At 73.3% G+C, this 23889-nt stretch carries 20 protein-coding genes; 5 read left to right on the plus strand and 15 right to left on the minus strand.

The features are described 5' to 3' along the window. Positions 1–264: 264 nt before the first annotated feature. The 4 genes from hpt to dacB form a co-directional block, all read right to left on the minus strand. Positions 265–804, minus strand: coding sequence for a hypoxanthine phosphoribosyltransferase (gene hpt / locus BBH68_RS11565; protein ID WP_065961475.1), 540 nt, complete (start codon positions 802–804; stop codon positions 265–267). 60 nt (positions 805–864) lie between these two features. Further along, a complete protein-coding gene (gene tilS, locus BBH68_RS11570; protein WP_065961389.1) occupies positions 865–2025 on the minus strand; it encodes a tRNA lysidine(34) synthetase TilS in 1161 nt (386 codons plus the stop codon). 204 nt (positions 2026–2229) lie between these two features. Then, a complete protein-coding gene (locus BBH68_RS11575; protein WP_065961390.1) occupies positions 2230–3363 on the minus strand; it encodes a zinc-dependent metalloprotease in 1134 nt (377 codons plus the stop codon). A gap of 48 nt (positions 3364–3411) precedes the next feature. Next, a complete protein-coding gene (gene dacB / locus BBH68_RS11580) occupies positions 3412–4989 on the minus strand; it encodes a D-alanyl-D-alanine carboxypeptidase/D-alanyl-D-alanine endopeptidase (RefSeq protein WP_076970961.1) in 1578 nt (525 codons plus the stop codon). An 86-nt stretch (positions 4990–5075) separates the two neighbouring features. On the opposite strand from dacB, the gene BBH68_RS11585 reads away from it, so the two are divergent. Next, complete coding sequence (locus BBH68_RS11585) at positions 5076–5570, plus strand: inorganic diphosphatase (RefSeq protein ID WP_065961393.1); 495 nt, start codon at positions 5076–5078, stop codon at positions 5568–5570. 90 nt (positions 5571–5660) lie between these two features. Here the strand turns inward: BBH68_RS11585 and BBH68_RS11590 are convergent, their stop codons facing one another. From BBH68_RS11590 to BBH68_RS11600, 3 genes are all read right to left on the minus strand, one after another. Then, positions 5661–7367 (minus strand): threonine/serine exporter family protein, encoded by a 1707-nt coding sequence (locus BBH68_RS11590; RefSeq protein ID WP_065961395.1) that lies wholly within the window; start codon positions 7365–7367, stop codon positions 5661–5663. Between the two features lie 140 nt (positions 7368–7507). Next, positions 7508–8209 carry a DedA family protein gene (locus BBH68_RS11595; protein ID WP_065961396.1) on the minus strand — a complete coding sequence of 234 codons (702 nt, stop codon included), beginning with the start codon at positions 8207–8209 and terminating at the stop codon, positions 7508–7510. Between the two features lie 227 nt (positions 8210–8436). Next, a complete protein-coding gene (locus BBH68_RS11600; protein WP_065961398.1) occupies positions 8437–9195 on the minus strand; it encodes a MerR family transcriptional regulator in 759 nt (252 codons plus the stop codon). A 120-nt stretch (positions 9196–9315) separates the two neighbouring features. On the opposite strand from BBH68_RS11600, the gene leuE reads away from it, so the two are divergent. Both leuE and gad read left to right on the plus strand, forming a co-directional pair. Beyond that, positions 9316–10056 (plus strand): leucine efflux protein LeuE, encoded by a 741-nt coding sequence (gene leuE, locus BBH68_RS11605; protein WP_065961399.1) that lies wholly within the window; start codon positions 9316–9318, stop codon positions 10054–10056. 135 nt (positions 10057–10191) lie between these two features. Beyond that, a complete protein-coding gene (gene gad, locus BBH68_RS11610; protein ID WP_065961400.1) occupies positions 10192–11613 on the plus strand; it encodes a glutamate decarboxylase in 1422 nt (473 codons plus the stop codon). 146 nt (positions 11614–11759) lie between these two features. On the opposite strand, the gene BBH68_RS11615 is transcribed toward gad, so the two are convergent. The 6 genes from BBH68_RS11615 to BBH68_RS11640 form a co-directional block, all read right to left on the minus strand. Next, positions 11760–13172, minus strand: coding sequence for a hypothetical protein (locus BBH68_RS11615; RefSeq protein WP_065961402.1), 1413 nt, complete (start codon positions 13170–13172; stop codon positions 11760–11762). Positions 13173–13249: 77 nt separating this feature from the next. Beyond that, the gene (locus BBH68_RS11620; protein ID WP_245738018.1) at positions 13250–14002 is read right to left on the minus strand and encodes an ABC transporter permease; all 753 of its coding nucleotides are present in this window, start codon (positions 14000–14002) and stop codon (positions 13250–13252) included. 128 nt (positions 14003–14130) lie between these two features. After that, positions 14131–15123, minus strand: coding sequence for an ATP-binding cassette domain-containing protein (locus tag BBH68_RS11625; protein WP_065961479.1), 993 nt, complete (start codon positions 15121–15123; stop codon positions 14131–14133). Between the two features lie 282 nt (positions 15124–15405). Continuing rightward, a complete protein-coding gene (locus BBH68_RS11630; RefSeq protein WP_065961404.1) occupies positions 15406–16080 on the minus strand; it encodes a PadR family transcriptional regulator in 675 nt (224 codons plus the stop codon). 185 nt (positions 16081–16265) lie between these two features. Further along, positions 16266–16925 (minus strand): LuxR C-terminal-related transcriptional regulator, encoded by a 660-nt coding sequence (locus BBH68_RS11635; RefSeq protein WP_065961406.1) that lies wholly within the window; start codon positions 16923–16925, stop codon positions 16266–16268. Beyond that, on the minus strand, positions 16898–18265 hold the full coding sequence (locus BBH68_RS11640; protein ID WP_065961410.1) for a sensor histidine kinase: 1368 nt from the start codon (positions 18263–18265) through the stop codon (positions 16898–16900). Before BBH68_RS11640 ends, BBH68_RS11635 begins: the two co-directional genes overlap by 28 nt. A gap of 133 nt (positions 18266–18398) precedes the next feature. Here BBH68_RS11640 and BBH68_RS11645 point away from each other — a divergent pair, with 133 nt between their 5' ends. Both BBH68_RS11645 and BBH68_RS11650 read left to right on the plus strand, forming a co-directional pair. Further along, positions 18399–19163 carry an ABC transporter ATP-binding protein gene (locus tag BBH68_RS11645; RefSeq protein WP_065961481.1) on the plus strand — a complete coding sequence of 255 codons (765 nt, stop codon included), beginning with the start codon at positions 18399–18401 and terminating at the stop codon, positions 19161–19163. After that, positions 19157–21628 (plus strand): ABC transporter permease, encoded by a 2472-nt coding sequence (locus BBH68_RS11650; RefSeq protein ID WP_065961412.1) that lies wholly within the window; start codon positions 19157–19159, stop codon positions 21626–21628. Before BBH68_RS11645 ends, BBH68_RS11650 begins: the two co-directional genes overlap by 7 nt. 26 nt (positions 21629–21654) lie before the next feature. On the opposite strand, the gene BBH68_RS11655 is transcribed toward BBH68_RS11650, so the two are convergent. Then, on the minus strand, positions 21655–22215 hold the full coding sequence (locus tag BBH68_RS11655) for a DinB family protein (protein ID WP_065961414.1): 561 nt from the start codon (positions 22213–22215) through the stop codon (positions 21655–21657). 143 nt (positions 22216–22358) lie between these two features. Then, positions 22359–23816 (minus strand): aldehyde dehydrogenase family protein, encoded by a 1458-nt coding sequence (locus tag BBH68_RS11660; RefSeq protein ID WP_065961416.1) that lies wholly within the window; start codon positions 23814–23816, stop codon positions 22359–22361. Between the last annotated feature and the right edge of the window lie 73 nt (positions 23817–23889).

The following is a 23889-nucleotide window of genomic DNA, read 5'->3' on the forward strand; positions in this document are numbered from 1 at the left end:
CGGGGCGATGACGCCCCGTCCCTCCTGCCACAGTGAGGCACGGCAGCCCTGGAGGGGTGCCTGTGCGTGCGGTGTATTGCGGTGTATTTGCGGTGTATGAGCTGTGTATTCCTCAGTCTCGAAAAAGACTGACCTTCGGACGGTACCCCAGCATTGTCACCCGACGCCGCCGTGGACTGTTAACAAAACCGCCTTCCCCTGCTCCAACGGCGGGAAACCGCGCCAGGTTCCCAGCCGGGTCCCCGGCCTTCCGGGAGGGGGCCCTCAGCCGCCGTAGACGTGCGGGGCGAGCGTGCCGACGAAGCGCAGGTTGCGGTACTTCTCGGCGTAGTCGAGGCCATAGCCGACGACGAACTCGTTGGGGATGTCGAAGCCGACCCATTTCACGTCGATGGCGACCTTGGCCGCCTCCGGCTTGCGCAGCAGGGTGCACACGTTCAGCGAGGCGGGCTCGCGGGAGCCCAGGTTCGACAGCAGCCAGGACAGGGTCAGGCCGGAGTCGATGATGTCCTCGACGATCAGGACGTGCTTGCCCTTGATGTCGGTGTCCAGGTCCTTGAGGATGCGGACGACGCCGGAGGACTGGGTGCCCGCGCCATAGGACGACACGGCCATCCAGTCCATGGTGACCGGGGTGGACAGGGCGCGCGCCAGATCCGCCATGACCATCACCGCGCCCTTGAGGACTCCGATGATGAGAAGGTCCTTGCCCGCGTACTCCGCGTCGATCTCGGCGGCCAGCTCGGCCAGCTTCGCGTTGATCTCTTCCTCGGTGATGAGGACCGACTTCAGGTCGGTGCCCATGTCCTTGTCGTCCACCCGCGCCACTCTCGTTAGGGTTACCGGCTTCACTGGCTGGGCGGGTCAGCCCTGCCGGATGACCAGTCTGCCACCCTCCCGGCGGACCTCCACGCGGCCGGGGAGGTTGAGGGGCCGCTGACCGCGCCAGCCGGTGATCAGCCGGTCCACCTCTTCGATGTGGCGGGCGAAGAGCGAACCGGCGGGGGCGCCCGCGGCGATGGCGGCGCGGCGCAGCACCCGGCGGCGGACGGCGGTGGGCAGGGCGTGCAGCCCGACGGCGTCGAGCTCGACGAGGTCCGTGCCTGGGGCCGGGGCGCCCCCGGCCCCGGCGGTGCCGGCGGAGGCCCGGTCGGTGGATGCCCGGCCGGTGGATGCGGTCGCGGCGGGGGCGGCTCCGGCGGGGGGCAGATCGGTGCGTACCTCCGCCTCCGCCCGGGCCGCCCAGGCGTCGAGGGCGTCCGCGTCGTCGCGGGAGAGCTGGGCGGTGCGGGCGAGCGCCTCCACGACGCCCTTGCCGAGGGCCTTCTCCAGGACGGGCAGCGCCTCGTGGCGGACCCGGGAGCGGGTGTAGGCGGGGTCCACGTTGTGCGGGTCGTCCCATACGGGCAGCGACTGGGCCAGGCACGCGCGGCGGACGGTCTGCCGGTCCAGCCGCAGGAAGGGGCGGCGGTAGCGGCCCTGCGCGCCGGAGACCTGGGCCATGCCGGACAGGGAGCGGATGCCGGAGCCGCGGGCCAGCCCCAGCAGGACCGTCTCGGCCTGGTCGTCGCGGGTGTGGCCGAGCAGCACGGCGACCGCGCCGTGGCGCTCGGCGGCGGCGTCGAGGGCGGCGTAGCGCGCGTCACGGGCGGCGGCCTCGGGGCCGCCTTCCCGGCCGACGGACACCGCGACGGACTCGACCGGCTCCAGGCCGAGCAGCCGCAGCCGCTCGGCGACCTCGGCGGCGCGCACGTCGGAGCCGGCCTGCAGGCCGTGGTCGACGGTGACCCCCCCGGCACGCAGCCCGAGCTTGGGGGCTTCGAAGGCGAGGGCGGAGGCGAGTGCCATCGAGTCGGCGCCGCCGGAGCAGGCGACGAGGACGAGGGGCGCGGCGCCGCCGGTGAGGGCCGGGGCGGAGGCGAGGGCGGGCTGCGGGGGAGGCGAGGTCGGGAAGTCGACGAGTACGTCGTGGAGGACGCGGCGGACCGCCAGGCGTATCGCGGCGACCGCTGGATGGGGACCCATGTCCGTTTCCCATCTGTCGTTCGAGGGGGTGCCTCGGGGCCGTTACGAGGATGTCGTCACGCTGAGTACGTCGATGGTGACAGAAGCGAGCTGTTCCCCGAGCATCGCACGCCTACCCGTCGCTCACGGTCCCTCGGACGAGTGATTAACCGGGTCATTCTCCCGGCGCCGGTTGCGCCCGTACGCCGCCGGTCGCGCCCGTGATTACGGCTCCGTCCTCCGGTGCACCCGCGCGACCCAGTCCGCGGGTTTGCTGATCTCCGCCTTGGTCGGAAGTGTGTTCGGGGAGGTCCAGACCCGGTTGAAGCCGTCCATCCCGACCTGGTCCACGACGGCCCGTACGAACCGCTCCCCGTCCCGGTACTGTCGCAGCTTGGCGTCCAGCCCCAGCAGCTTGCGCAGCGCCTGGTCGAGCCGGCCGGCGCCGCTGGCCCGGCGCTTCTGGAACTTCTCGCGGATCTCCGCGACGGACGGCACGACCTCGGGCCCCACGCCGTCCATCACATAGTCCGCGTGGCCCTCGAGCAGCGACATCACGGCGGTCAGCCGGCCGAGGATCTCCCGCTGGGCCGGGGTCTGCACCAGCTCGATGATGGAGGGCGTGCTGCCCTCCCGGTCGCCGTCCGCCTCCGGCCGGCCGCCGCCCAGGGACTGGACGGCCTCCCGGAACCGCTCCAGGAGGGTGGCCGGGTCCACCTCGGTCTCCCCGAGGAAGGCCTGGATCTCGGACTCGATGTGGTCGCGCAGCCAGGGCACCGCCGTGAACTGGGTGCGGTGCGTCTCCTCGTGGAGGCACACCCACAGCCGGAAGTCGTGCGGGGCGACGTCCAGCTCCCGCTCGACGTGCACCACGTTGGGCGCCACCAGCAGCAGCCGCCCGCCGCCCGAGGAGGCGGGCAGCTCGCGGGACGGCGGCGCGAAGGTCTCGTACTGGCCCAGCACCCGGGAGGCCAGGAAGGACAGCAGCATCCCCAGCTCCACCCCGGTGACCTTGCCGCCGACCGCGCTCAGCACGGCGCCGCCGGGCAGGCCGCCGCGCCGGTCCCGCATCTTGCCCAGCAGGGGCTTGAGGACCTCGCGGAAGCCCGCCACGTTCGCCTTGATCCAGCCCGCCCGGTCCACGACGAGAACCGGGGTGTCCGAGTCCGGTCCGCCCGCGGGGGCCATCCGGGTGAATCCCCGGACGTGCTCCTCCGACACCTTGGCGTACCGGCGCAGCTCCGCGACGACGGCGCGCGCCTCGTCGCGGCTCACGTCGGGGCCCGGCCGCACCAGCCGGGTCGCGGTCGCGACCGCGAGGTTCCAGTCGACCATCTCGGCACCACCGATGCTCGTCATGGCTTCACGGTACGTGGCACAGGGCCCATCCGGGAGGCGACGAGGGCATCAGCGGCAGCCGCAGTTCGCGAGTGCGGACGCCATGCGGTCCAGCGCGCGCTGTGCGCCCTGGGGGTCCGTGGTTCCGTTCGTCATGAACGCGAAGACCAGAAGGCGGCCGTCCGCGTCCACGACGGTGCCGGCGAGCGTGTTGACGCCCGTCAGGGTCCCGGTCTTGGCGCGGACCACGCCCCGGCCGACGGCGTCCCGCGCGTAGCGGCCGCGCAGCGTCCCGGTGAAGCCGGCCACCGGCAGGCCGGTGAGGACCGGGCGCAGCTCGGGGTGGTCGGGGTCGGCGGCGCGCACCAGGACCTGGGCGAGCAGGGCCGCGGACACATGGTCGGCGCGGTCCAGGCCGCTGCCGTCGGCGATACGGGCGCCGGACAGCGGCAGCCGGAGCGCGCGCAGCCGGGCCGTGACGGCCCGCCCCGCGCCGTCGAAGGTCGCGGGCTCGCCGCCGGCGATGGCGGTCTGCCGGGCGAGGGCCTCGGCGATGTCGTTGTCGCTGTTGGTCAGCATCCGCTCGACCAGGGCGGACAGCGGCTGGGAGCGGACGGTGGCCAGCGCCGTCGCCCCGTCCTTCCCGCCCTTCGCGGCCTTCCCGCTCTTCCCGGCCTTGGCGGGCCGGGGCTCGCCGCGCACCTCGATGCCCCGGTCGCGCAGCATCGAGGCGAACGCCCGCGCCGCGTCGGCGGCGGGGTCCTCGGAGCGGGGCGCCGGGCCGTGGTCGCTGTCGTCGAGGCGGCCCTCATCGATCATGAGGGGGGTGACGGGCGAGATGTTCTCGTTGGGGCCGATCGGGTGCAGGTCCGGGCCCGAGTAGAGCGAGGTGTCGTAGCCGAGCCGGACGCTCTCGGTGCCGCTCTTCCTGAGCGCGGCGGCGGTCCTGTCGGCCAGCCGGCGCAGGCCGGCCGGGTGGTCGGCGCCCTTGACGGGGTGGGCGGTGAGGGTGGGGTCGCCGCCGCCGACCAGCACGATGCGGTCCCCGTCCCCGGCCTTCCCGTCGCCGTCGGGGCCGACGACGGTGGTCCGGATGCGGTGGTCGGGCCCGAGGGCGGAGAGGGCCGCGACGCCGGTCGCCAGCTTGATGATCGAGGCGGGCACGGCCTGGGTGTCCGCCCGCGCCCCGTAGACCTGTCGCCCGGTCGCCGCGTCCACGACGGACACCGAGCGCGGCCGGCCCAGCGCGCCGTCGTCCAGGAGCGGCTCCAGCGCGTCGGCCAGGCCCGCCCCGGTGGGCCGCGGGACCGCGTCGTCGCCGCTGTCCGGCGAGGGCGCGACGGCGGCGGTGCCCAGGGGGGCCAGGACGGGCGAGGCGCTCGGCACGGCGCGCGACGGGCCGCCGTGACGCTCGCCACCTGTGGCCGTACTCCCGGCGGCCCGGGCCCGCTCGGCCGTACGCTGCCCGGAGTCCCACGGCCCGGCCGCGAACACCGACGCGACCGCCACCACCAGGCCGACGACGGCGGAGACCGCCGACAGTCGCCACGTACGCCGCTGCTCCACCGTGGCGCTCCGCCACCGGCCCGTGGCGCTCTGCCATCGGTTCTGCCACCACCTGACCTGCCACGATCTGGCTTCAGGCACGTCGGACCAGCCCCTTTCGCCACCACACACCTGCGTGGGGGACACTTAATCACCAGACGTATGTGTTGATCATGGAGGAGCCACCCGTGGAGTTCGACGTCACCATCGAGATCCCGAAGGGTTCGCGCAACAAGTACGAGGTGGACCACGAGACGGGGCGCATCCGTCTCGACCGTCGACTCTTCACTTCGACCAGCTACCCGGCTGATTACGGCTTTGTGGAGAACACCCTCGGCGAGGACGGCGACCCGCTGGACGCGCTGGTCATCCTGGACGAGCCGACCTTCCCCGGATGCCTGATCAAGTGCCGTGCGATCGGCATGTTCCGGATGACCGACGAGGCGGGTGGCGACGACAAGCTGCTGTGTGTGCCGGCGTCGGACCCGCGTGTCGAGCACCTGCGTGACATTCACCACGTTTCGGAGTTCGACCGCCTGGAGATCCAGCACTTCTTCGAGGTCTACAAGGACCTGGAGCCGGGCAAGTCGGTCGAGGGGGCCAACTGGGTGGGCCGCGCCGAGGCCGAGGCCGAGGTCGAGGCGTCCATCAAGCGCCTGGAGGCCGCGGGCGGCGCCCACTGAGCGCGCTGAGCCCTGACGCAGCTTGACGCAGGGGCGGGCCGGAGTCGATCCGGCCCGCCCCTCGTGCGTGCCCCTCGTGCCTGCCGGGCCTCAGAAGCCGCGGGTGCGCTTGGCGGCGCGCCGGCCCGAGGACTCGCCCTCGAGCCGCGGTGCCTTCAGGAAAAGACGCGCCGCCTCGTTGCCCAGGTTCACCCCGATGGCGATGGCCAGGGCCAGCGCCGCCGCCTGGGTGAGATGGGCGATCCCGCGGTCCATATTGCCCTGGGCCAGCGCGAGCAGACCGAAGTACGTGGCGCTACCGGGCAGCAGCGGCCCGATGGCGGCCGTGACGTACGGCAGCGCGGACGCGTAGCGGTAGCGGGACAGCAGCTGGCCGAAGAGGCCGACCAGCCCGGCGGCGACGGTCGTCGCGGCGACGGCGGGGACCTTCGCGGTGTCGTGCAGCGCGCCGTAGACGACCCAGGCCACCCCGCCGTTGAGGGTCGCGAACAGCACGGTGTGACGTTCCTGCTGGAGCAGGATGGAGAAGGTCAGCGCGAGCAGCATCGCCGCGAGGATCTGCGTCACCGGTCGATCGACGTGGCGCAGCGCCGCCTCCGGGTTGAGCTTGGCGTCGAGCTGGAGGCCCCCGTACAGCACGGTCAGCACCCCGCACACGATGCCGACGATCAGATAGCCGACCTCCAGGAGCCGGGCGGCCGCGGTGATGTAATAGCCGGTCAGCCCGTCCTGGACGCCCGCCACCAGGGCCCGCCCGGGGATCAGCGCGAACAGCCCACCGGTGATCACCGCGGAGGCCTGGAGCCCGACCCCCGCCAAGCTGAGCGCGACGCCCATCGCGGCGGGCGGCATCGCCGCGGCCACGAACTGGTAGAACTCCGGCAGCCCGCGCCCCGAGGCCAGCCAGGCCAGCCGGTCGCCGAGCATCGCGCCGACCGCCGCCGCGAAGAACACCGGCCAGTCGCCGCCGACCAGCATGCTCGCCGCGCCGGCCAGCGCGCCGCCGGCCACGGTGAGCGCCCACCCGGGGTAGGGGTGGCGGTTACGGCGGATCTCGGCGAGCCGGCGGTAGGCCTCCTCCAGGGTGAAGTCCTCGCTGGAAGTGATGTCGTCGACCAGGCGGAAGACGGCGGAGAGCCGGGTGTAGTCGGTGCCCCGGCGGCGCACGGTCCGGCTGGCGGTGATCGGGTCGTCGACGAGCGAGGGCTGGTAGCTGACCGACAGCAGGGTGAAGGTCACGGTCGGCTCGCAGCGGTCGAGGCCGTACGCGTGCGCCACCCCGAACATCGCCGCCTCGACGTCCTCGGCCCCCTCCCCGCCCGCGAGCAGCAGCTCGCCGATGCGCAGGGTCAGGTCGAGCACGCGCGGCGCGGCGGGTCCCGCCTCGTCCTGCCGCTCCTGGCGCTCGGGGGCCGGGCGCTCGCTGATCGGCATGCGCAGCATGGTGCGCATCCGGTCCTGCCAGGGGGTGTCCTTGGTGAGCCGGACGACGGGGATGCCGTCCGGCGGGGTGAACGCCGGGAAGTTCGCGCCCTGGCCGGCCTGCGTGCCGGTCCTGACCCCTGCGGGCGGCACGAAGGCCGAGCCCTCCGTATCGGAGGCGGGCTCCGCGGTCAGCCCCTCGGGGACGGCGAACTCGGAGGTCGGGTGGTCGTCCTCGGGCAGGGGCGGCAGCGGCACCCCCAGCGGAGGGGTGAAGGCGCTGCGGGCCTCGTCCGACAGCGGCTTGCGGCTCCCGGCCGCGTCCGCTTCCGACACGCTCGTACCGCGCTGACCGCGCTGACCCTCGGACCCCACGTCTCCTCGCTCCTCACCCCGCCTTGTGTGCGTGTGTACCCCGGCCACCATGCACTATGGCGGCCACCGAGCCCATTGTGCGGGTCGGCGGCCGCCATACGAAGAGCGGGTGCGGGGGGTGTGGGGCCAGGGCGGCGGCGTCAGCGCTTGGCGTGGCGGCCGCGCGGCGCCGGGCCCGCGGGGCCCCGGGCGCCCGTCGGCTCGGCCGACGCCGCCTCCTTCTTGGCCTTGCCGCGGCCGCGGAGGAACTCGATCACGATCGGGATCACCGACAGCAGCACGATCCCGACCAGGATCAGCTCGATGTGCTGGTGGACGAAGTCGATCTTCCCCAGCGCGGCCCCGAGCAGGGTGACGCCCACGCCCCACGCGACGCCGCCGATCACGTTGAACAGGATGAAGGAGCGGTAGTTCATCCGGCTCACACCGGCGATGATCGGCGTGAAGGTGCGCACGATCGGCACGAAGCGGGCCAGGATCAGCGACTTCGGCCCGTGCTTCTCGAAGAACTCATGCGCCTTCTCCACGTTCTCCTGCTTGAACAGCTTGGAGTCGGGGCGGCGGAAGAGCGAGGGGCCGACCTTCCGGCCGAAGAGATATCCGGCCTGGTCACCCAGGATCGCGGCGGCGGCGACCGCGACGCAGACCAGCCACAGATCCTGCTTGATCACATGGGTGGTGACCAGCATGCCCGTGGTGAACAGCAGCGAGTCGCCCGGCAGGAAGAAGCCGATGAGCAGGCCCGACTCCGCGAAGACGATGGCCAGGACGCCGAGCAGGCCGAAGGTGTTGATCAGATAGTCGGGGTCCAGCCAGCTGGGGCCGAGCGCGAGAGTGGTCACGGGTGACAGGCTCCTGGGTCGAGGGGTGCAGGCTCGTGCGAGGCCCGGCCGCAGGGTTGGGGCGGACTGGGGGGTCTTCACAGTGTGCCGCCCAAAGCTATCAACGCCGTGTGCGTTCCCTCGGTTCCCGCTGGCCGTACGCCCCGGCCCCGGCGGGGGCGAGGCGTACGGCGCGGTGGGGCTGGGCGTACGGCGCGGCGGGCGCGGCGTACGGCCCGGCGGACGGGCTAGCCGTGGCGGGCGGTGTTGGCCGCGATGGCGTCGCGCAGGAACTCGGCCGCCCCGGGCCGGATCGAGTCGTAGAACTCCCGGAACCGCTCGTCGGTCACATACGTCTCGCCGATCCCCCGGTGGATCTCGAAGGTGCACTCGTAGAACCACGTGGAGATGTGGCGCCGGTGCTCCTCGGCCATGTCCATCGCCCGCTCGCCGGAGGCCGGCTCCCCCTCCTCCATGAGCGCGGCGAACCGGGCGCTCCAGTCGGCGACCTCGGCCTGGATGCGCCGCCAGTCCTCCTTGGTGTAGCCGGCGGTGCGCCGCTGGGTCTCGGCGTACGTCTCGGTGCCGCCCCAGCGCCGCTCGGCCTCCTCCGCGTAGGCCTCGGGGTCCTTGGCCCCGAAGAGCTCGAACTTCTCCTCGGGCGTGAGGTTGATGCCCATCTTCCGTGCCTCCATGGCGTGTTCGACGGCGGCAGCCATCTTCTGGAGCCTTTCGATCCGCGCGGTCAGCAGCCGGTGCTGACGCCGCAGGTGCTCCTGCGGATCCGCGTCCGGGTCGTCCAGCAGGACCGCCACCTCGTCGAGCGGGAAGCCGAGCTCCCGGTAGAACAGGATCTGCTGCAGCCGGTCGAGGTCGGCGTCGTCGTAACGCCGGTGCCCGGCCCGGCTGCGGGCGCTCGGGCACAGCAGCCCGATCTCGTCGTAGTGGTGCAGGGTCCGCACCGTGATCCCGGCGAAGCCCGCGGTCTGTCCCACGGAGTAGCTCATGGCCCGTCCGCTCCTTCCTCGGTACGCGCTCCACGGTGCGTCCTCACGTCGCGTGAGGTTCAAGTCCGTATCCCGGAAACTCGCTGGGACGGGTCCGGGGCTGCTGGCATCCTGCCTGCTGTGCTGGGGATAACGGATCTTTCGACGTATCTGGCGGGCCTTGCCCTGATCATCCTGCTGCCGGGGCCGAACTCGCTGTATGTGGTCTCGGTCGCCGCCCGCCGCGGTGTGCGCAGCGGATACCGGGCGGCGCTGGGCGTGGTGTGTGGGGACACGGTGCTGATGGTCCTGTCGGCGGGCGGGGTGGCCTCGCTGCTGCAGGCGAGCCCGACGCTGTTCACCGTGGTGAAGTTCACCGGCGCCGGCTATCTGAGCTGGCTGGCGGTGGGCATGCTGCGCGGGGCGTGGGGGCTGTGGCGGGCCCGGGGCGCGCGCGGGGAAGGGGGCCTCGAGGCGCGGGCGGCGGCCGTCGCGGGCCCCGGGGGCGCCGGGGCCGGCGAGCGGGACGGCGCGCGGGCCGGGGAGCGGGACGGCGCGCGGGCCGGGGAGCCGGCCGGGGAGCGGCCGTATCGCAAGGCGCTGGTGATCAGCTTGCTCAACCCGAAGGCGATCCTGTTCTTCATCTCCTTCTTCGTGCAGTTCGTGGACCCGGAGTACGCCCATCCGGTGCTGTCCTTCGTGGCGCTGGGCGCGTGGGCACAGCTGTTCAGCCTGGTGTACCTGTCGGTGCTGATCTTCAGCGGCGCGCATCTGGCGGCGGCCTTCCGGCGGCGGAAGCGGCTGACCGCCGGGCTCTCGGCGGCGGCGGGCGCGGCGTTCCTGGGGTTCGCGGTGAAGCTGTCGCTGAGCAGCGCGGCGTAGGGGCGCGGGTACCGGCCGACGGCGCACGGGCCGGCGGCGCACGGGCAGGCGGCGTAGGGGCCGGCGGCGTAGGGGCCGGCGGCGTAGGGGCGCGGATACGGGCTATGTGACCGACAAGCCCGTATTGTCCAGCCCATGGCGCTCCACAAGGGCAAGCACGGCCCGACGCACGAGGACCGGAGGCGCGGCGTCCCGGTCAACCCGTTCTACGCCATGGCCGACCCGGTCGCCGGCATGGTCGACGAGGTGCCGCGCAACCGGCTGCCCGACGGCCCGATGGCGCCCGCCACCGCCTATCAGCTCGTCCACGACGAGCTGATGCTGGACGTCAACGCGCGGCTGAACCTCGCCACCTTCGTCACCACCTGGATGGAGCCGCAGGGGGACCAGGTGGTGTTCGAGTGCCGCGACAAGAACATGATCGACAAGGACGAGTACCCGCGCACCGCCGAACTGGAGCGGCGCTGCGTGGCGATGCTGGCCGACCTGTGGCACGCCCCCGGCCCGGACTCGGCCGTGGGCTGCTCCACCACCGGTTCGAGCGAGGCCTGCATGCTCGCCGGAATGGCCCTCAAACGCCGCTGGGCCAAGCGCAACGCGGGGCGCTACCCGGCGACCGCCCGGCCCAATCTGGTCATGGGGATCAACGTCCAGGTCTGCTGGGACAAGTTCTGCAACTTCTGGGAGGTCGAGGCGCGCCAGGTGCCCATGGAGGGCGACCGCTTCCACCTCGACCCCCAGGCGGCCGCCGATCTGTGCGACGAGAACACCATCGGCGTCGTCACCGTCCTCGGGTCCACGTTCGACGGCTCGTACGAACCCGTCGCGGAGGTTTGCGCGGCGCTCGACGACCTACAGGAGCGCACCGGAGTGGACGTCCCCGTCCATGTGGACGGCGCGTCGGGCGCGATGGTGGCGCCCTTCCTGGATCCGGACCTGGTGTGGGACTTCCGGCTGCCCCGGGTCGCCTCCATCAACACCTCGGGGCACAAATACGGCCTGGTCTACCCCGGCGTCGGATGGGCGCTGTGGCGCAGCGCCGAGGACCTCCCCGAGGAGCTCGTCTTCCGGGTCAACTACCTGGGCGGCGAGATGCCGACCTTCGCGCTCACCTTCTCGCGGCCCGGCTCCCAGGTCGCCGCCCAGTACTACACCTTCCTGCGGCTGGGGCGGGAGGGCTACCGCGCGGTGCAGCAGACCACGCGGGACGTGGCGCGCTCGCTCGCGGAGCGGATCGAGGAGCTGGGCGACTTCAGGCTGCTGACGCGCGGGGAGCAGCTGCCGGTCTTCGCCTTCACCACGGCCGAGGGCGTGGGGAGCTTCGATGTGTTCGACGTGTCGCGGAGGCTGCGCGAGCACAACTGGCTGGTGCCCGCGTACACCTTCCCGCCGAACCGGCAGGACCTGTCCGTGCTGCGGGTGGTGTGCCGCAACGGCTTCTCGATGGACCTCTCGGACCTGTTCCTGGAGGACCTGCGGACGCTGCTGCCCGAACTGCGCCGCCAACCCGAGCCGCTTCACCGGCCCAAGACCGTGGCCACGGCCTTCCACCACTGACCGGGCCTCCCCCGGCCCCGGCGTACGCACCGCCGCCGGCGTGCGTACGGCCGCCGACGTGCGCGCCACCGTCGGCATACGTACGGCCGCCACGTGCGTACGGCTGCCGGCGTGCGTACGGCCGCCACGTGCGTACGTACCGGCCGTCAGCCCGTCCGCGACGCGGCCTCCAGGATCTCGGCCCTGCGCCGGACGGCCTCCAGGGCGCCGGGCCTGCGGCCGGGCACCCGTCCGCGCAGCGATATCAGGAACGGGGCCAGGGCCTGGGCCCTGGCCGGGTCCTGGACGTACTGCCACTGGTGGTGCGCCCGGTCCACGGCCCCCTCGACGTCCGGGTCGTCGGCGGCCTCGCCATTGCCCAGCCGGGCGTCGGCCACCGCCATCCACAGCTCGCAGGCGCGGGCGGGGTCGCCGGCGAGGCGCGCCAGGTCGGCGCGCACCTCCATCCAGTGGATGGCCTCGCCGGAGTGCGGGCCGGCCGACCGGAGGGCCTCCTGCTCCCAGGCCGCGGCCATGGAGGCGGCCTCGCTGTGCCGCCCGGCGTGCGCGGCCTCGAAGATCGCGGCGTGCGGATCGGGTACGGCCCCGGGCGGCGGGGCCTGCTCCGCCGCGGCGGGCGACGACGGGGGCGGGAGCGCGGCCACGGGGGCCGGCGCCTGCTGCGGGCGGGGCGGCGGGACGGCCCACTCCGCCTCGGCCCCACCGTCCGCGACGTGCGTCACAGCGCCGGCGCCCTCCGCGACGCGCGTCACCGCGCCCTCCGCGACGCGCTTCGCAGGGTCCTCCGCAACGCGCGTCACTCCGCCGCCCGGCTCGGGCGGCGCGGGCTGGGGCGGGGCGCCCGCGAGGGGGGCCGCCGGGGCCTCGACCGCGACGGCGGACCCGTCGAACAGCAGCTCCGCACCGCCGCCGAGACCTGCTTCGGCGACGGCCCGCTCGTGCAGTAGCGCGAACGGCGCCTCCTGGGCCGTGCCTCTCAGGACCGCGGCGAACGCCCGGCTGTAGAGCGGCTCCGCGGTCCGCCGCTTGGGCGGCGCGGGCGCGAGGGAGCCGTAGAGGGTGAGCCCGGCCGCCAACAGCCGCCCGGCCAGGAGGGGGTCGGACAGCCCCGGCCACGCCGTCTCGTCCGCCACCAGATCGACGAGCACCGTGGTGCTGCCCGCCGGCCGCCTCGCCAGTTCGGCCGCCAGCCAGTGCCAGGGCAGCGCGGTGTAGCGAGCGGTCCTCGGCGTCGTACGGGCCAGCGCGAAGTGGGGCAGCCGCTGCTTGGTGTCCACGGTCAGCTGACCCGCCAGGTAGATCAGCACCGGCCCCTCGTGGGCCGCCGCGGTCCGCAGGTGCGTCAGCACCGTCTGCGGATCGGCCGGATCCACCAGCTGTACGACGCTCGCCCCGCCCGCGGTCCCCAGCAGCGCGGCGGGTGGCACTGCCGCGAGCTGGTGCAGCGCCCCGGCCGCGTCCATGAGCCGCTGTCTGCCACCCGGGGCGGCGGCGACGAGCAGGGCGTAACCGGCCCCACCCGTCGCTCCAGCGCCCGTGTCCCCCCTGTCGTTCACCATGTAAGCACCGTATCCGGATCCGCCCATGGCGGGTGATGGTGTGGCTCACGCGCCTTTCGGGCGTGTCCGGACTCCGGTCAGCGGCTGAGGCCCTTGTAACGGCCCACGGCCAGCGGGAAGAAGACCGCGAGGAGCGCCAGCGGCCAGCAGACGGCGAGCAGTCGGGCGTGGGCCGCGGGCCAGGAACCGCCGTTCTGACCAGGGCTTCCGAACAGCTCGCGGACCGCGGTGGCCGTCGCCGACATCGGGTTCCAGTCCGCGATCGCGCCGAGCCAGCCCGGCATGGACTCGGGCGCGGCGAAGACGTTCGACAGGAAGCCCACCGGCCAGATCAGGACCTGTACCGCCTGCACCAGCTCGGGGCGGCCCGCCACCATGGCGAGGTGGATGCCGAGCCACAGCATGGCGAAGCGCAGCAGGAGCAGCAGCCCGACCGCGGCCGACGCGTCGGCGAGGCCGCCGTGCCAGCGCCAGCCCATCGCGAGGCCCGTCCCGAGGAGGACCAGCAGGCCCAGCGCCGACTGCAGCATGTCCAGGGCGCTGCGCCCGACCAGCACGGCCGAGGGGGCGATGGGCATGGACCGGAAGCGGTCGATGACGCCCTTGTTGAGGTCCTGGGTCACGGCGATCATCGTGGACTCCAGGCCGAAGGCCATGGTGAGGGCGAGCATGCCGGGGACCAGATACTCCTTGTAGTCGCCGCCGCCCGGCACGGTCATGCCGCCGCCGAGGAAGTAGGCGAACATCAGCAGCACCATCACCGGGAAGATCAGGCCGACGACCAGCTGGGCGGGCTGCCGCGCCCAGTGGGCGAGGCCCCGCCTGGTCATGGTCCACGCGTCGGTCAGGGCCCGCCCGAGCCGGCCGCCCCGGCCGGCCGCGGGGGAGGTCGGAGGGTGGGGCCCGGGGTGGGCCCCGGGGTGGGGCCCGAGGTGTGTCGGGGGGTGCGTCGCGGTGGTCATGCGGCCGCCTCCTGCTGCTCGTCCTCGCTGTCGGTCTGCTTGTCCTCGCTGCCGGTGGCGCGCTTCCCGGTGAGGTGCAGAAAGACCTCGTCGAGGGTGGGGCGGCGCAGCGCGATGTCCTCCGCCTCGATCCGCGCCGCCTCCAGGGCCCGTACGGTCTCGGTGAGCGCGCCCACGCGGTCGGCGACCGGCGCGCTGATCCGCCGGCTGTCGGGGTCGGTCTCGACGGCCTCGGCCCGGACGCGGGCCGAGGCGGCGATCAGCGGGACGGCGGCGTCCAGTTGAGCGGTGTGGCGCACCACCACCTCGATCCGGTCCCCGCCGAGCCGGGCCTTGAGCTCGTCCGCCGTGCCCTCCGCGATCACCCGCCCGCCGTCGATCACGGAGACGCGGTCCGCGAGCTGGTCGGCCTCCTCCAGGTACTGGGTGGTGAGCAGCACCGTGGTGCCGCCGCCGACCAGCGACCGGACCGCCGTCCACACCTCGGCGCGGCCGCGCGGGTCGAGCCCGGTGGTCGGCTCGTCCAGGAACAGCACGCGCGGCCGGGTGATCAGGCCGGCCGCCAGATCGAGCCTGCGCCGCATGCCCCCGCTGTACTGGCTGACCGGTTTGCGGCCGGTGTCGGCGAGGTGGAACTGCTCCAGAAGCTCGTCCGCGCGACGCGCGGCCCCCCGGGCTCCCAGGTGGTAGAGGCGGCCGAACATCTCCAGGTTCTGCCGTCCGCTCAGCCCCTCGTCCAGGGCGGCGTGCTGGCCGAGCAGCCCGATGCGGTAACGGACCTCGTCGGGGTGGCGCAGCACGTCGTATCCGGCGACCTCCGCGCGCCCTCCGTCATGCCGCAGCAGCGTGGACAGGATCCGTACGGAGGTGGTCTTGCCGGCGCCATTGGGCCCCAGCAGGGCGTGGACCGTGCCGTACGGGACGGTCAGGTCGAGCCCGGCGAGGGCCCATTGGCCGCGATACGCCTTCCGCAGTCCCTCGACGACGATGGCGGGTTCGCTGTGGGTGTCGCTGCCTGTGTGGGTGTGGCTGTCGCTGTGGGCTGTCGCTGTGGGTGTGGCTGTCGCTGTGGGTGTCCCTGCCGCTGTGAGTGTCGCTGTCGGCCAAGGTCTTCTCCTCTCCCCTTCGAGAAGGCGAGCAGTAAGGCGAGTAGTCAAATTTGATTACTCGGAGCGGGCAAAGTACTTCCCGAGGCGCGCATTAGTCAAACTTGATTAGATACGCCAGGCCAATGTCACAGGCCAATGTCATCGGTCGCTTCCCTCGACTGGTCAGTCGCCGCGCGGGCCGACGTCCCCGCCATCTGCGCTGTCCGCGCTGTCCCTGCTTTCCGCGCTGCCCATGCTGTCCGCGCTGTCCATCAGCACGTCCACCGAGCGCTTCCCCTCGCCCGCCATCACATACGCCCCGCCCTCGAGCCGCTCGATCAGCCCGCGCGTCCACTCCACGCCGCTGTCGGCCGAGTGCACCCAGAACCGCATGATCTCCCCGATGTGACCCCAGGCGTCGGGCGTCTCCTGCGGCGCCACCCAGTGCTGGGTGACCTCGGCCCGCCACTTCTCCAGCGCCGCCACCCGCTCCTTCAGCAGGGAGATCGCCTCGGCACGCGGAAGGTCCACCAGGAAGCCGACCCCGGCCGTCAGCTCGTCGATCTTCTGATCATGGCGCACCAACGAGTCGCGCAGCAGCCGGAAGTACTCTTCCTCCCCCCTGTCGGTCAGCTCGTACTCGGTGCGCGGCGGGCCGCCCACCGTGCTCGGCGCGATGTCATGGGCGAGCAACAGCCCCTGCTTGGCCATCTGTTTGAGCGCGTGGTAGATCGATCCGGGCTTCGCGTTGGACCACTCATGGGCGCCCCAGAACTCCAGGTCGTTGCGCACCTGATAGCCGTGGGCCCGCCCGTGCTGGCGCACCGCGCCCAGCACGAGCAGCCGGATCGCTGACATCGCCCGCCTTCTCTCCCTCCCGGCCCCTTACGGACCGCCGCTGTCCAGGCTAGACGGCGCTGCCCCCACCGCCCCCCGGGCCCGGGCCTCTCCCTGGCCCGGTCTCTTCCCGGCCCGGTCTCTCCTGGGCCAGTCTCTTCCTGGCCCGGTCTCTTCCCGGGCCCAGCCTGATCCACGAGACACCCCTAGGCTCGGAGGAACGCCAGGACCGCGAGGACGCGGCGGTGGGTGTCCTCGCCGGGGGGCAGGTCGAGCTTGCCCAGGATGTTGCCGATGTGCTTGCCCACCGCCGCCTCGGAGACGACCAGCTCGCGGGCGATCGCCGCGTTCGACTTGCCCTCGGCCACCAGCGCCAGCACCTCCCGCTCCCGCGAGGTGAGCCGCTCCAGCGGGTCGCGCCGACGGCGGAACAACTGGCGCACCACCTCCGGATCGACGACCGTGCCACCGTCCGCCACCCGGCACAGCGCGTCCATGAACTCCTCGACCTGCCCCACCCGGTCCTTGAGCAGATAGCCCACCGCCGTGCCGTCCCCGGAGTCCAGCAGCTCGGTCGCGTATGTGCGCTGGACATACTGGCTCAGCACCAGGACCGGCAGCCCCGGCCGCTCCTTGCGCAGGGCGACCGCCGCCCGCAGCCCCTCGTCGCTCTGCCCCGGCGGCATCCGCACATCGGTGACCACGAGGTCCGGGGAGCATGAGCCGACCGCCGCCCGCAGCGCGGGCGCGTCACCGACGGCCGCGGCGACCTCGTGCCCGAACCGCTCCAGCAGCCCCACCAGGCCCTCACGCAGCAGCACACTGTCCTCTGCCAGGACTAGCCGAAGACTTCGACCGGCTCGCACGGTATCTCCACGCCCAGAATCGTCGGCCCGCCAGGCGGGCTGGAAAGCGTCAGTGTGCCATTGAGCGCGGCCACCCGGTCGGACAGTCCGGTCAGCCCGCTGCCCCCGGGCCGCGACCCGCCGACCCCGGGCCGGCCGTCCGCATCCCCGCCCCAGCGACCGCTCCCGCCACCGTCCGAGCCTCCTCGCCGGAGCACCGCGCCGCCCACTCCGTCGTCCACGACGGACACGAACAGCGCGCCGTCCCGCACCTCGGCCCCGACCTCGGCCAGCGCGGCACCGCTGTGCTTGGCGACATTGGCCAGCGCCTCGCAGACCACGAAGTACGCGGCCTTCTCGACCGGTTCGGGCAGCCGACCGAGCCCTGAGGCATTCACCAGAACGGGCACCGGCGAACGGTCCGCGGCGTCCTCCAGCGCCGCCTCCAAGCCCCGGTCGGCCAGCACTTGGGGGTGTATTCCGTGAATCAGCTCCCTCAGCTCGGCCAGCACCTTGCCCGCCTCGTCGTGCGCCTTGGCCAGCTGGTCGGCCAGCGGTCCCGGCGGGGCGTCCAGCCGCGCCAGGCCCAGCGTCATGGTGAGCGCCACCAGCCGCTGCTGGGCGCCGTCGTGCAGATCCCGCTCTATGCGCCGACGCTCCGCCTCGAAGGCGTGCACCAACCGGGCCCGCGACCGGGACACCTCCCCGAGCTCCTCGCGCAACGCGTCGTCGGGACCCACGAGCAGCAGACGGGCGAAGGCGGCGCGCAGGCCGGCGAAGGTGCCCACGCAGTAGAGGGCCACCGGGAGCAGCATGGCCCCGCCGAGGGCCCACCCTGCCGCCTCCGGATAGGAGGTGACGGACCAGTACTTGAGCACCTGGGCTTGGCCGCCGCCGTCCAGGGCCAGCAGCACCGGGGTGGCCAGCATCGCCAGGGGCGCCCCCAGCCCGCCCAGCAGGGCCAGCCCGTCCGCCATCCACAGGCCGAACGCGAACAGCACCGTGTACGCCAGCTCGTACCAGGTCGCCCGCTCCTGATACCGCACGCGCGCCCACGCGAGGAAACCCGGCTCGTCCGGTGTGCGGTGCGGGCTGCGGGCCGGGCTGTTGTCGACCAGCCGCAGCCGGCGGCGCTCGATCGCGCCGACCGGCACCCCGGCCAGCCCCAGCGCCGCCAGCAGGGCCAGCCCGACCACGAGAATCGTCAGCACCCCGCCGGCCAGCGCGAAGACGACGATGCCCAGCAGCGCCACCAGCCCGACGGGTGCGCTGCTCAGCAGATACAGCACCGCGCGCCAGGGCCAGGCGGAACGCAGATATCCGGACTCGTACAGCGCCTGCCGGAGATTTTGTGGGGACATGCGAGAACGGTACGGTCCGGCAACACCCCGCCACAGTCGGTCCAGTAGGCGTCTTGGGGGTATGGCTGGCCATACCCCGGAACTATGCCCAGTGGTCGTGAAGCGGCGGGCCGGAGCCGGTTGTCTGGACGGCATGACACGAACTGACCTGGGCCCGGCCGCCGTCCGGCTCCGGCGGGTGACCCGCCACTACGACTCCGGCTTCGGCTCCGGCTCCGGCGGGGTGACGGCGCTCGACGACGTGAGCCTCTCCTTTCCCGCGGGCAGCTTCACCGCCGTCATGGGCCCCTCCGGCTCCGGCAAGTCCACGCTCCTGCAGTGTGCGGCGGCCCTGGACCGGCCCACCTCGGGCTCGGTCTCGATCGGCGGCACCCCGTTGGAGGGGCTGAGCCAGACCCGGCTGACGCGCCTGCGCCGCGAGCGGATCGGCTTCGTCTTCCAGTCCTTCAACCTGCTGCCGTCGCTGACCGCCGCGCAGAATGTGGCGCTGCCGCTGCGGCTGGCCGGCCGGGCCCCCGCGCGCGCGGAGATACGGCAGGCGCTGGGCCGGGTCGGGCTGGCGGAGCGGGCCGGCCACCGGCCCGGCGAGCTGTCCGGCGGCCAGCAGCAGCGCGTGGCGCTCGCCCGCGCCCTGATCACCAGGCCCCAGGTGCTCTTCGGGGACGAGCCGACCGGCGCCCTGGACTCCGCCACCAGCCGCGATGTCCTGCGGCTGCTGCGGGAGCTGGTCGACGTCGAGGGGCAGACCGTCGTCATGGTCACCCACGACCCGGTCGCCGCCTCGTACGCGGACCGGGTGGTCTTCCTGGTCGACGGGCGGGTGAGCGGAGAGCTCCAGGAGCCGACCGCCGAGCAGGTGTCCGCCCGGATGACCCGGCTGGAGACGGTCCCGTGCTGACGATGACGCTCGGCGGGCTGCGGACCCGGTGGACCACGCTCGTGGGCACGTTCGTCGCCCTGGCCCTCGGGGTGGCGCTGATCGCCACCATGTGCCTGGCCCTGGCCTCCACGCTGGACGCCCCCGAGCGGGGCCCGGAGCGGTTCGCCGCCGCGCCGGTGGTGGTGCGCGGCGCCGACACCCTCACCGTCCCCGTGCGGCGCGGGCCGGCCACCGAGAAGGTGACGGCACCGCTGGCCCACCCCCGCCCGGTGCCGCCCGAGCTGGTGGCGCGGCTGGGGCGGCTGGGCCCCGCGGCACCGGACCGCACCTTCCCCGTGGGCTCCGGGGCGCTTCCGCGGGGCAGCGTCGGCCATCCCTGGTCCGCCGCGGCCTTCACCCCCTACCGGCTGACCGCCGGCCGGGCTCCGGATCGGGCCGGGGAGATCGTCGTCGCGAGCGGTGCCGCCGAGGTCGGCGACCGGATCGGCGTGACGACCGCCGAGGGCCGCCGCACCCGCGTGGTGGTGGGCCTGGTCCCCCGGTCGGCCTTCGAGAGCGCGGTGTTCTTCTCGGATGCCGAGGCCGCCCGGATCTCGCCCCGGATCGACGCGCTGGTGGTGCGCGCCCCCGCCGCGAAGGTGCGCGCGGCGGTGGCGGGCACGCCCGGGGTGCGGGTGCTCACCGGCGCGGAGCGCCGGCGGGCCGACCCCGACCCGGACCGGGACGACCGGGCCCTGCTCACGGTCAACGCGCTGCTCGGCACCGCCGCCGGGGTGACCGGTTTCGTCTCCGTCTTCGTGGTCGCCTCCACCTTCGCCTTCGCGGTGGCCCAGCGGCGCCGGGAGTTCGGCCTGCTGCGCATGGCGGGGGCCACTCCCGGCCAGCTCAGGCGGGTGGTCTTCGCCGAGGCCGCGGCGGTGGGGGTGCTGGCCTCGGCCGCGGGCTGCGCGCTGGGCACCTGGGGGGCGCCATGGCTCGCCCGCCGCCTGGTGGAGGGCGGGGTGGCGCCCGACTGGTTCACCGTCGAGGACCACTTCTGGCCGCTTCCCGTGGCCTTCTGGACCGGCCTGCTGGTGGCGCTCGCGGGCGTGTGGGCCGCGGCGGTGCGCGCCGGGCGGGTCGAGCCGGCCGAGGCGCTGCGCGAGGCCGCCGTGGACCGCGGGACCATGCCGCTCCCCCGCCGGCTGCTGGGCGGCGGGCTGCTGCTGGCGGGGGTGGCGATGCTGGGGTGGACGCTGGTCGACGACCCGGGCGAGCTGCTCAAGCGGAAGACCTACACCACCGGGCCCATGGTGCTGATCACCGCGGTCGGCCTGCTGGCGCCCCTGCTGGTGCGGCCGGTGGTGCGCGCGCTGGGCGGGCTCCCCGCCCGGCTGCCCGGTGCGGCGGGAACGCTGGCCCGGGAGGGCGCCTCGGCGGGGGTGCGGCGCACCGCGTCCGTGGCCGCGCCGGTCCTGATCACGGTCGCGCTGACCGGATCGCTGCTGGGCGCGGCCGCGACGGTGAGCCAGGCCAAGGCGGCGGAGCTGCGCGCGCAGACCCGCGCCGACTTCGTGGTCACGGCGCGGGAGGGTTCCGAGGGGCTGAGCGCGGGTGCGGCGCGGCGCGTGGCCGATGTCCCGGGCGCGCTGGCGTCCCCGTCCGGCGGCACCGCCGTGTTCGCCCGCGACGGCGAGTCGGCGCTGGTCAGGTCGGCGGCGCGGGCGGTGGATCCGGCCCGGCTCGCGGCCGTCGGGCGGCTGCCCGTGGTCGCCGGGGCGGTCCGTGACCTGGACGACCGGGGCATCGTAGTGAACGAGGAGTGGGAGCGGCCCACCGTCGGGCGGCGCGTCACCGTCTGGCTGGGCGACGGCCGCAAGGCGAGGCTGCGGATCGTGGCCGTGCTGCGGACCGGCACCGGTGACAACGGCGCGTATGTCACCTGGCGCAATGCGCGCGGCGCCGCGGTGGACAGGATCGAGGTGCGGCTGCGGCCCGGGGCCGACGAGGCCGCCGTCGCCAAGGGGCTGCGGGCCGCGGTGCGGTCCGAGGGCGGGCGGGTGCTCACCCCGGCCGCCTGGGCGGAGGCCGTCCACCCCCGGACGAGCCCGCAGACCCGGCTCGGCCTGCTGGTGGTGGTCGGCATCGCCCTGGTCTACGCGGGCATAGCGCTCGCGGGCACGCTGGTCATGGCCACCTCCGACCGAATACCCGAGCTGACGGCGCTGCGGCTGGCCGGGGCCACCAGGGCCCAGGTGCTGGGCGCCGTGGCGGCCGAGGCGGTGCTGACCGTCGCCGTGGGCGTGCTGCTCGGGGCGGCCGTGGCCGGGGTGCAACTGCTCGGCCTGTGGGGCGCGCTGGCGCGGCTGTCGGTGCCGGCCTCGCTCGCGGTGCCCTGGGCCTCGGTGGGCGCGGCGGCGGCCGCCTGCGCGCTGCTGGCGGTGGTCTCCTCCGTCCTGCCCGCCTGGTGCGCGCTGCGGCCCCGGCTCACCCCGCGAGGGTGAGCCGGGTGCCGGGCCGGCCCCGTCTGCTACCGGGCCGCGCCGCCCTCCTCCGCCGCGATCGCGTCGATGAGTTCGAAGGCGGTCTTGCCGTCGAGGGTCTCGCGGATGATGTCGGCGTGACCGGCGTGCCGGGCGATCTCCTGGATCAGGGTCAGCAGCATGAAGCGGATGGAGCGCACGCTGCCCGGGGGGAACCACGGTGCCTTCGGCAGCGGGAAGGTTCCGTCCAGGTCGGGCAGGGAGCGGATGAACTTCTCGGTGTCCGCCGCGACCTCGTCCCAGAAGGCCAGCACCTCCTTGACCGTGGCCCGCCCCTCCTCGGGCTCGAAGCTCAGGTGCCAGGTGGTGTGGTCGCGCGGAATGGAGTACGGCACCTGCTTGGCGTTCTCGACCCAGCCCTGCTCGACCTCGGCGACATGCTTGAGGAGGGCGAACAGCGACAGCTCGCTCGCGGAGGGCTTGAGCAGCGCCTGCTCGTCGGTGAGGCCGTGCAGCGTCCGGCGGATGGCACCGCGCTGGGCGTCGAGGAAGCCCAGGAGGGCTCCGGCCTCGTCTCCACGGGCTTCCTGGTTCACCAGAGTGGGCATGGGTCCGCCTTTCGTCGGTCCTTCGGGAGTTCCGTCTCCCGATGTCTCCGACGTTACGGACCCTTGCGGTCAGCTTCTGTCCTCAACTCACCCGACTTCTGTCCTCAACTCACCCGGCGCCTCAGCTCACCCGACGCCTCGGCTCAGAAAGGGAACTGGCTGCGGCCGTACTGAACGGAGATCCATTTGGTGGTGGTGAAGTCCTCGACGAAGGAGTCGCCGTTGAGCCGCCCGAGCCCGGAGTTCTTCTCGCCTCCGAAGGGCACGATCGGCTCGTCGTGGACCGTGCTGTCGTTGACGTGGATCATGCCGGTGCGCACGCGCTTCGCGAAGCGCACCCCGCGCTCGACGTCGCCGGTGTGCACGGCGCCGCTGAGCCCGTACTCGGTGGCGTTGGCGATCCGGATGGCCTCCTCGTCCCCGTCGAACGGGATCAGCAGCACCACTGGGCCGAAGATCTCCTGGCCGAGGATCGCGGCGCCCTCCGCGACCCCGGTGAGCACGCTGGGCTCGACGAGCGTGCCGTTGGTCCGCCCGCGCACCAGCGCGGTGGCGCCCTCGGCGACGGTCTGTTCGACGAGCGCGCCGATGGCCTCGGCCTGGCCCTCGTTGATCAGCGGGCCGATGTGCGTCGTCGGGTCGCTCGGATCGCCGACCCGCAGCGACTCGACCTTGGCCACGAACTTCTCGGTGAACTCGCGCTCGATCCGACGGTCCACGAGCACCCGGTTCGCGGCCATGCAGACCTGGCCCTGGTGGACGAAGCGGCTGAAGACGGCGGCGTCGACCGCGTAGTCCACATCGGCGTCGTCGAGGACGACCAAGGCGCTGTTGCCGCCCAGCTCCAGGACGGAGCGCTTGAAGTGGGAGGCCGCGACGGTGGCGACATGGCGGCCGACCTTGTCCGAGCCCGTGAAGGAGATGACCTTGGGCACCGGGTGCTCGATCAGGGCGTCGCCGATCTCGGCGATATCGGTGACCACGACATTGAGCAGCCCGGCGGGCAGCCCGGCGTCCTCGAAGACCTTGGCGACCAGCCCGCCACCGCAAATCGGAGTGTTCTGGTGGGGCTTGAGCACCACGGAGTTGCCCAGCGCGAGGGCCGGCGCGACCGACTTGAGCGACAACAGGAAGGGGAAGTTGAACGGGCTGATGACCCCGACCACACCGACCGGCAGCCGGTAGAGGCGGTTCTCCTTGCCGTCGACCGGCGACGGCAGGATGCGGCCCTCCGGCCGCAGCGCCAGCTGGACCGCCTCGCGCAGGAACTCCTTGGCGAGATGCAGCTCGAACCCCGCCTTCACATGCGTACCACCGCACTCCGCGATGATCGCCTCCGTGAGCTCCTTCTCGCGGTCCTCGATGATCCGCAGAGCCCGCTCGAAGACGAGGCGCCGGGTGTACGGATTGGTGCCGCCCCACTCCGGCTGCGCCCGCTCGGCGGCGCGGTAGGCCAGGTCGACCTCCTGGACGGTGGCCACGGTGATGGAGGCGAGCTTCTCCCCGTTGTAGGGGTTGAAGTCGACGATGTCCCAGGAACCGCTGCCGGTCCGCCACTCACCGTCGATGTACTGAAAGGCCAACTCGGAGAAGTAGGACATGCCATCCCTATCTGGAGGACGGGGTACCGTTTACCGACCCCACGTACGCATGGGGGACTCGCTGAGAGAACTG

Source organism: Streptomyces sparsogenes (assembly GCF_001704635.1).
In the GTDB taxonomy this organism is placed as follows: domain Bacteria; phylum Actinomycetota; class Actinomycetes; order Streptomycetales; family Streptomycetaceae; genus Streptomyces; species Streptomyces sparsogenes.

Excerpts from the sequence above, each read along its gene's own strand:
- hpt (WP_065961475.1), bottom strand. The coding sequence starts at position 804 with ATGGGCACCGACCTGAAGTCGGTCCTCATCACCGAGGAAGAGATCAAC.
- tilS (WP_065961389.1), bottom strand. The coding sequence starts at position 2,025 with ATGGGTCCCCATCCAGCGGTCGCCGCGATACGCCTGGCGGTCCGCCGC.
- BBH68_RS11575 (WP_065961390.1), bottom strand. The coding sequence starts at position 3,363 with ATGACGAGCATCGGTGGTGCCGAGATGGTCGACTGGAACCTCGCGGTC.
- BBH68_RS11600 (WP_065961398.1), bottom strand. The coding sequence starts at position 9,195 with ATGAGCTACTCCGTGGGACAGACCGCGGGCTTCGCCGGGATCACGGTG.
- gad (WP_065961400.1), top strand. The coding sequence starts at position 10,192 with ATGGCGCTCCACAAGGGCAAGCACGGCCCGACGCACGAGGACCGGAGG.
- BBH68_RS11615 (WP_065961402.1), bottom strand. The coding sequence starts at position 13,172 with ATGGTGAACGACAGGGGGGACACGGGCGCTGGAGCGACGGGTGGGGCC.
- BBH68_RS11620 (WP_245738018.1), bottom strand. The coding sequence starts at position 14,002 with ATGACCAGGCGGGGCCTCGCCCACTGGGCGCGGCAGCCCGCCCAGCTG.
- BBH68_RS11630 (WP_065961404.1), bottom strand. The coding sequence starts at position 16,080 with ATGTCAGCGATCCGGCTGCTCGTGCTGGGCGCGGTGCGCCAGCACGGG.
- BBH68_RS11640 (WP_065961410.1), bottom strand. The coding sequence starts at position 18,265 with ATGTCCCCACAAAATCTCCGGCAGGCGCTGTACGAGTCCGGATATCTG.
- BBH68_RS11645 (WP_065961481.1), top strand. The coding sequence starts at position 18,399 with ATGACACGAACTGACCTGGGCCCGGCCGCCGTCCGGCTCCGGCGGGTG.
- BBH68_RS11655 (WP_065961414.1), bottom strand. The coding sequence starts at position 22,215 with ATGCCCACTCTGGTGAACCAGGAAGCCCGTGGAGACGAGGCCGGAGCC.
- BBH68_RS11660 (WP_065961416.1), bottom strand. The coding sequence starts at position 23,816 with ATGTCCTACTTCTCCGAGTTGGCCTTTCAGTACATCGACGGTGAGTGG.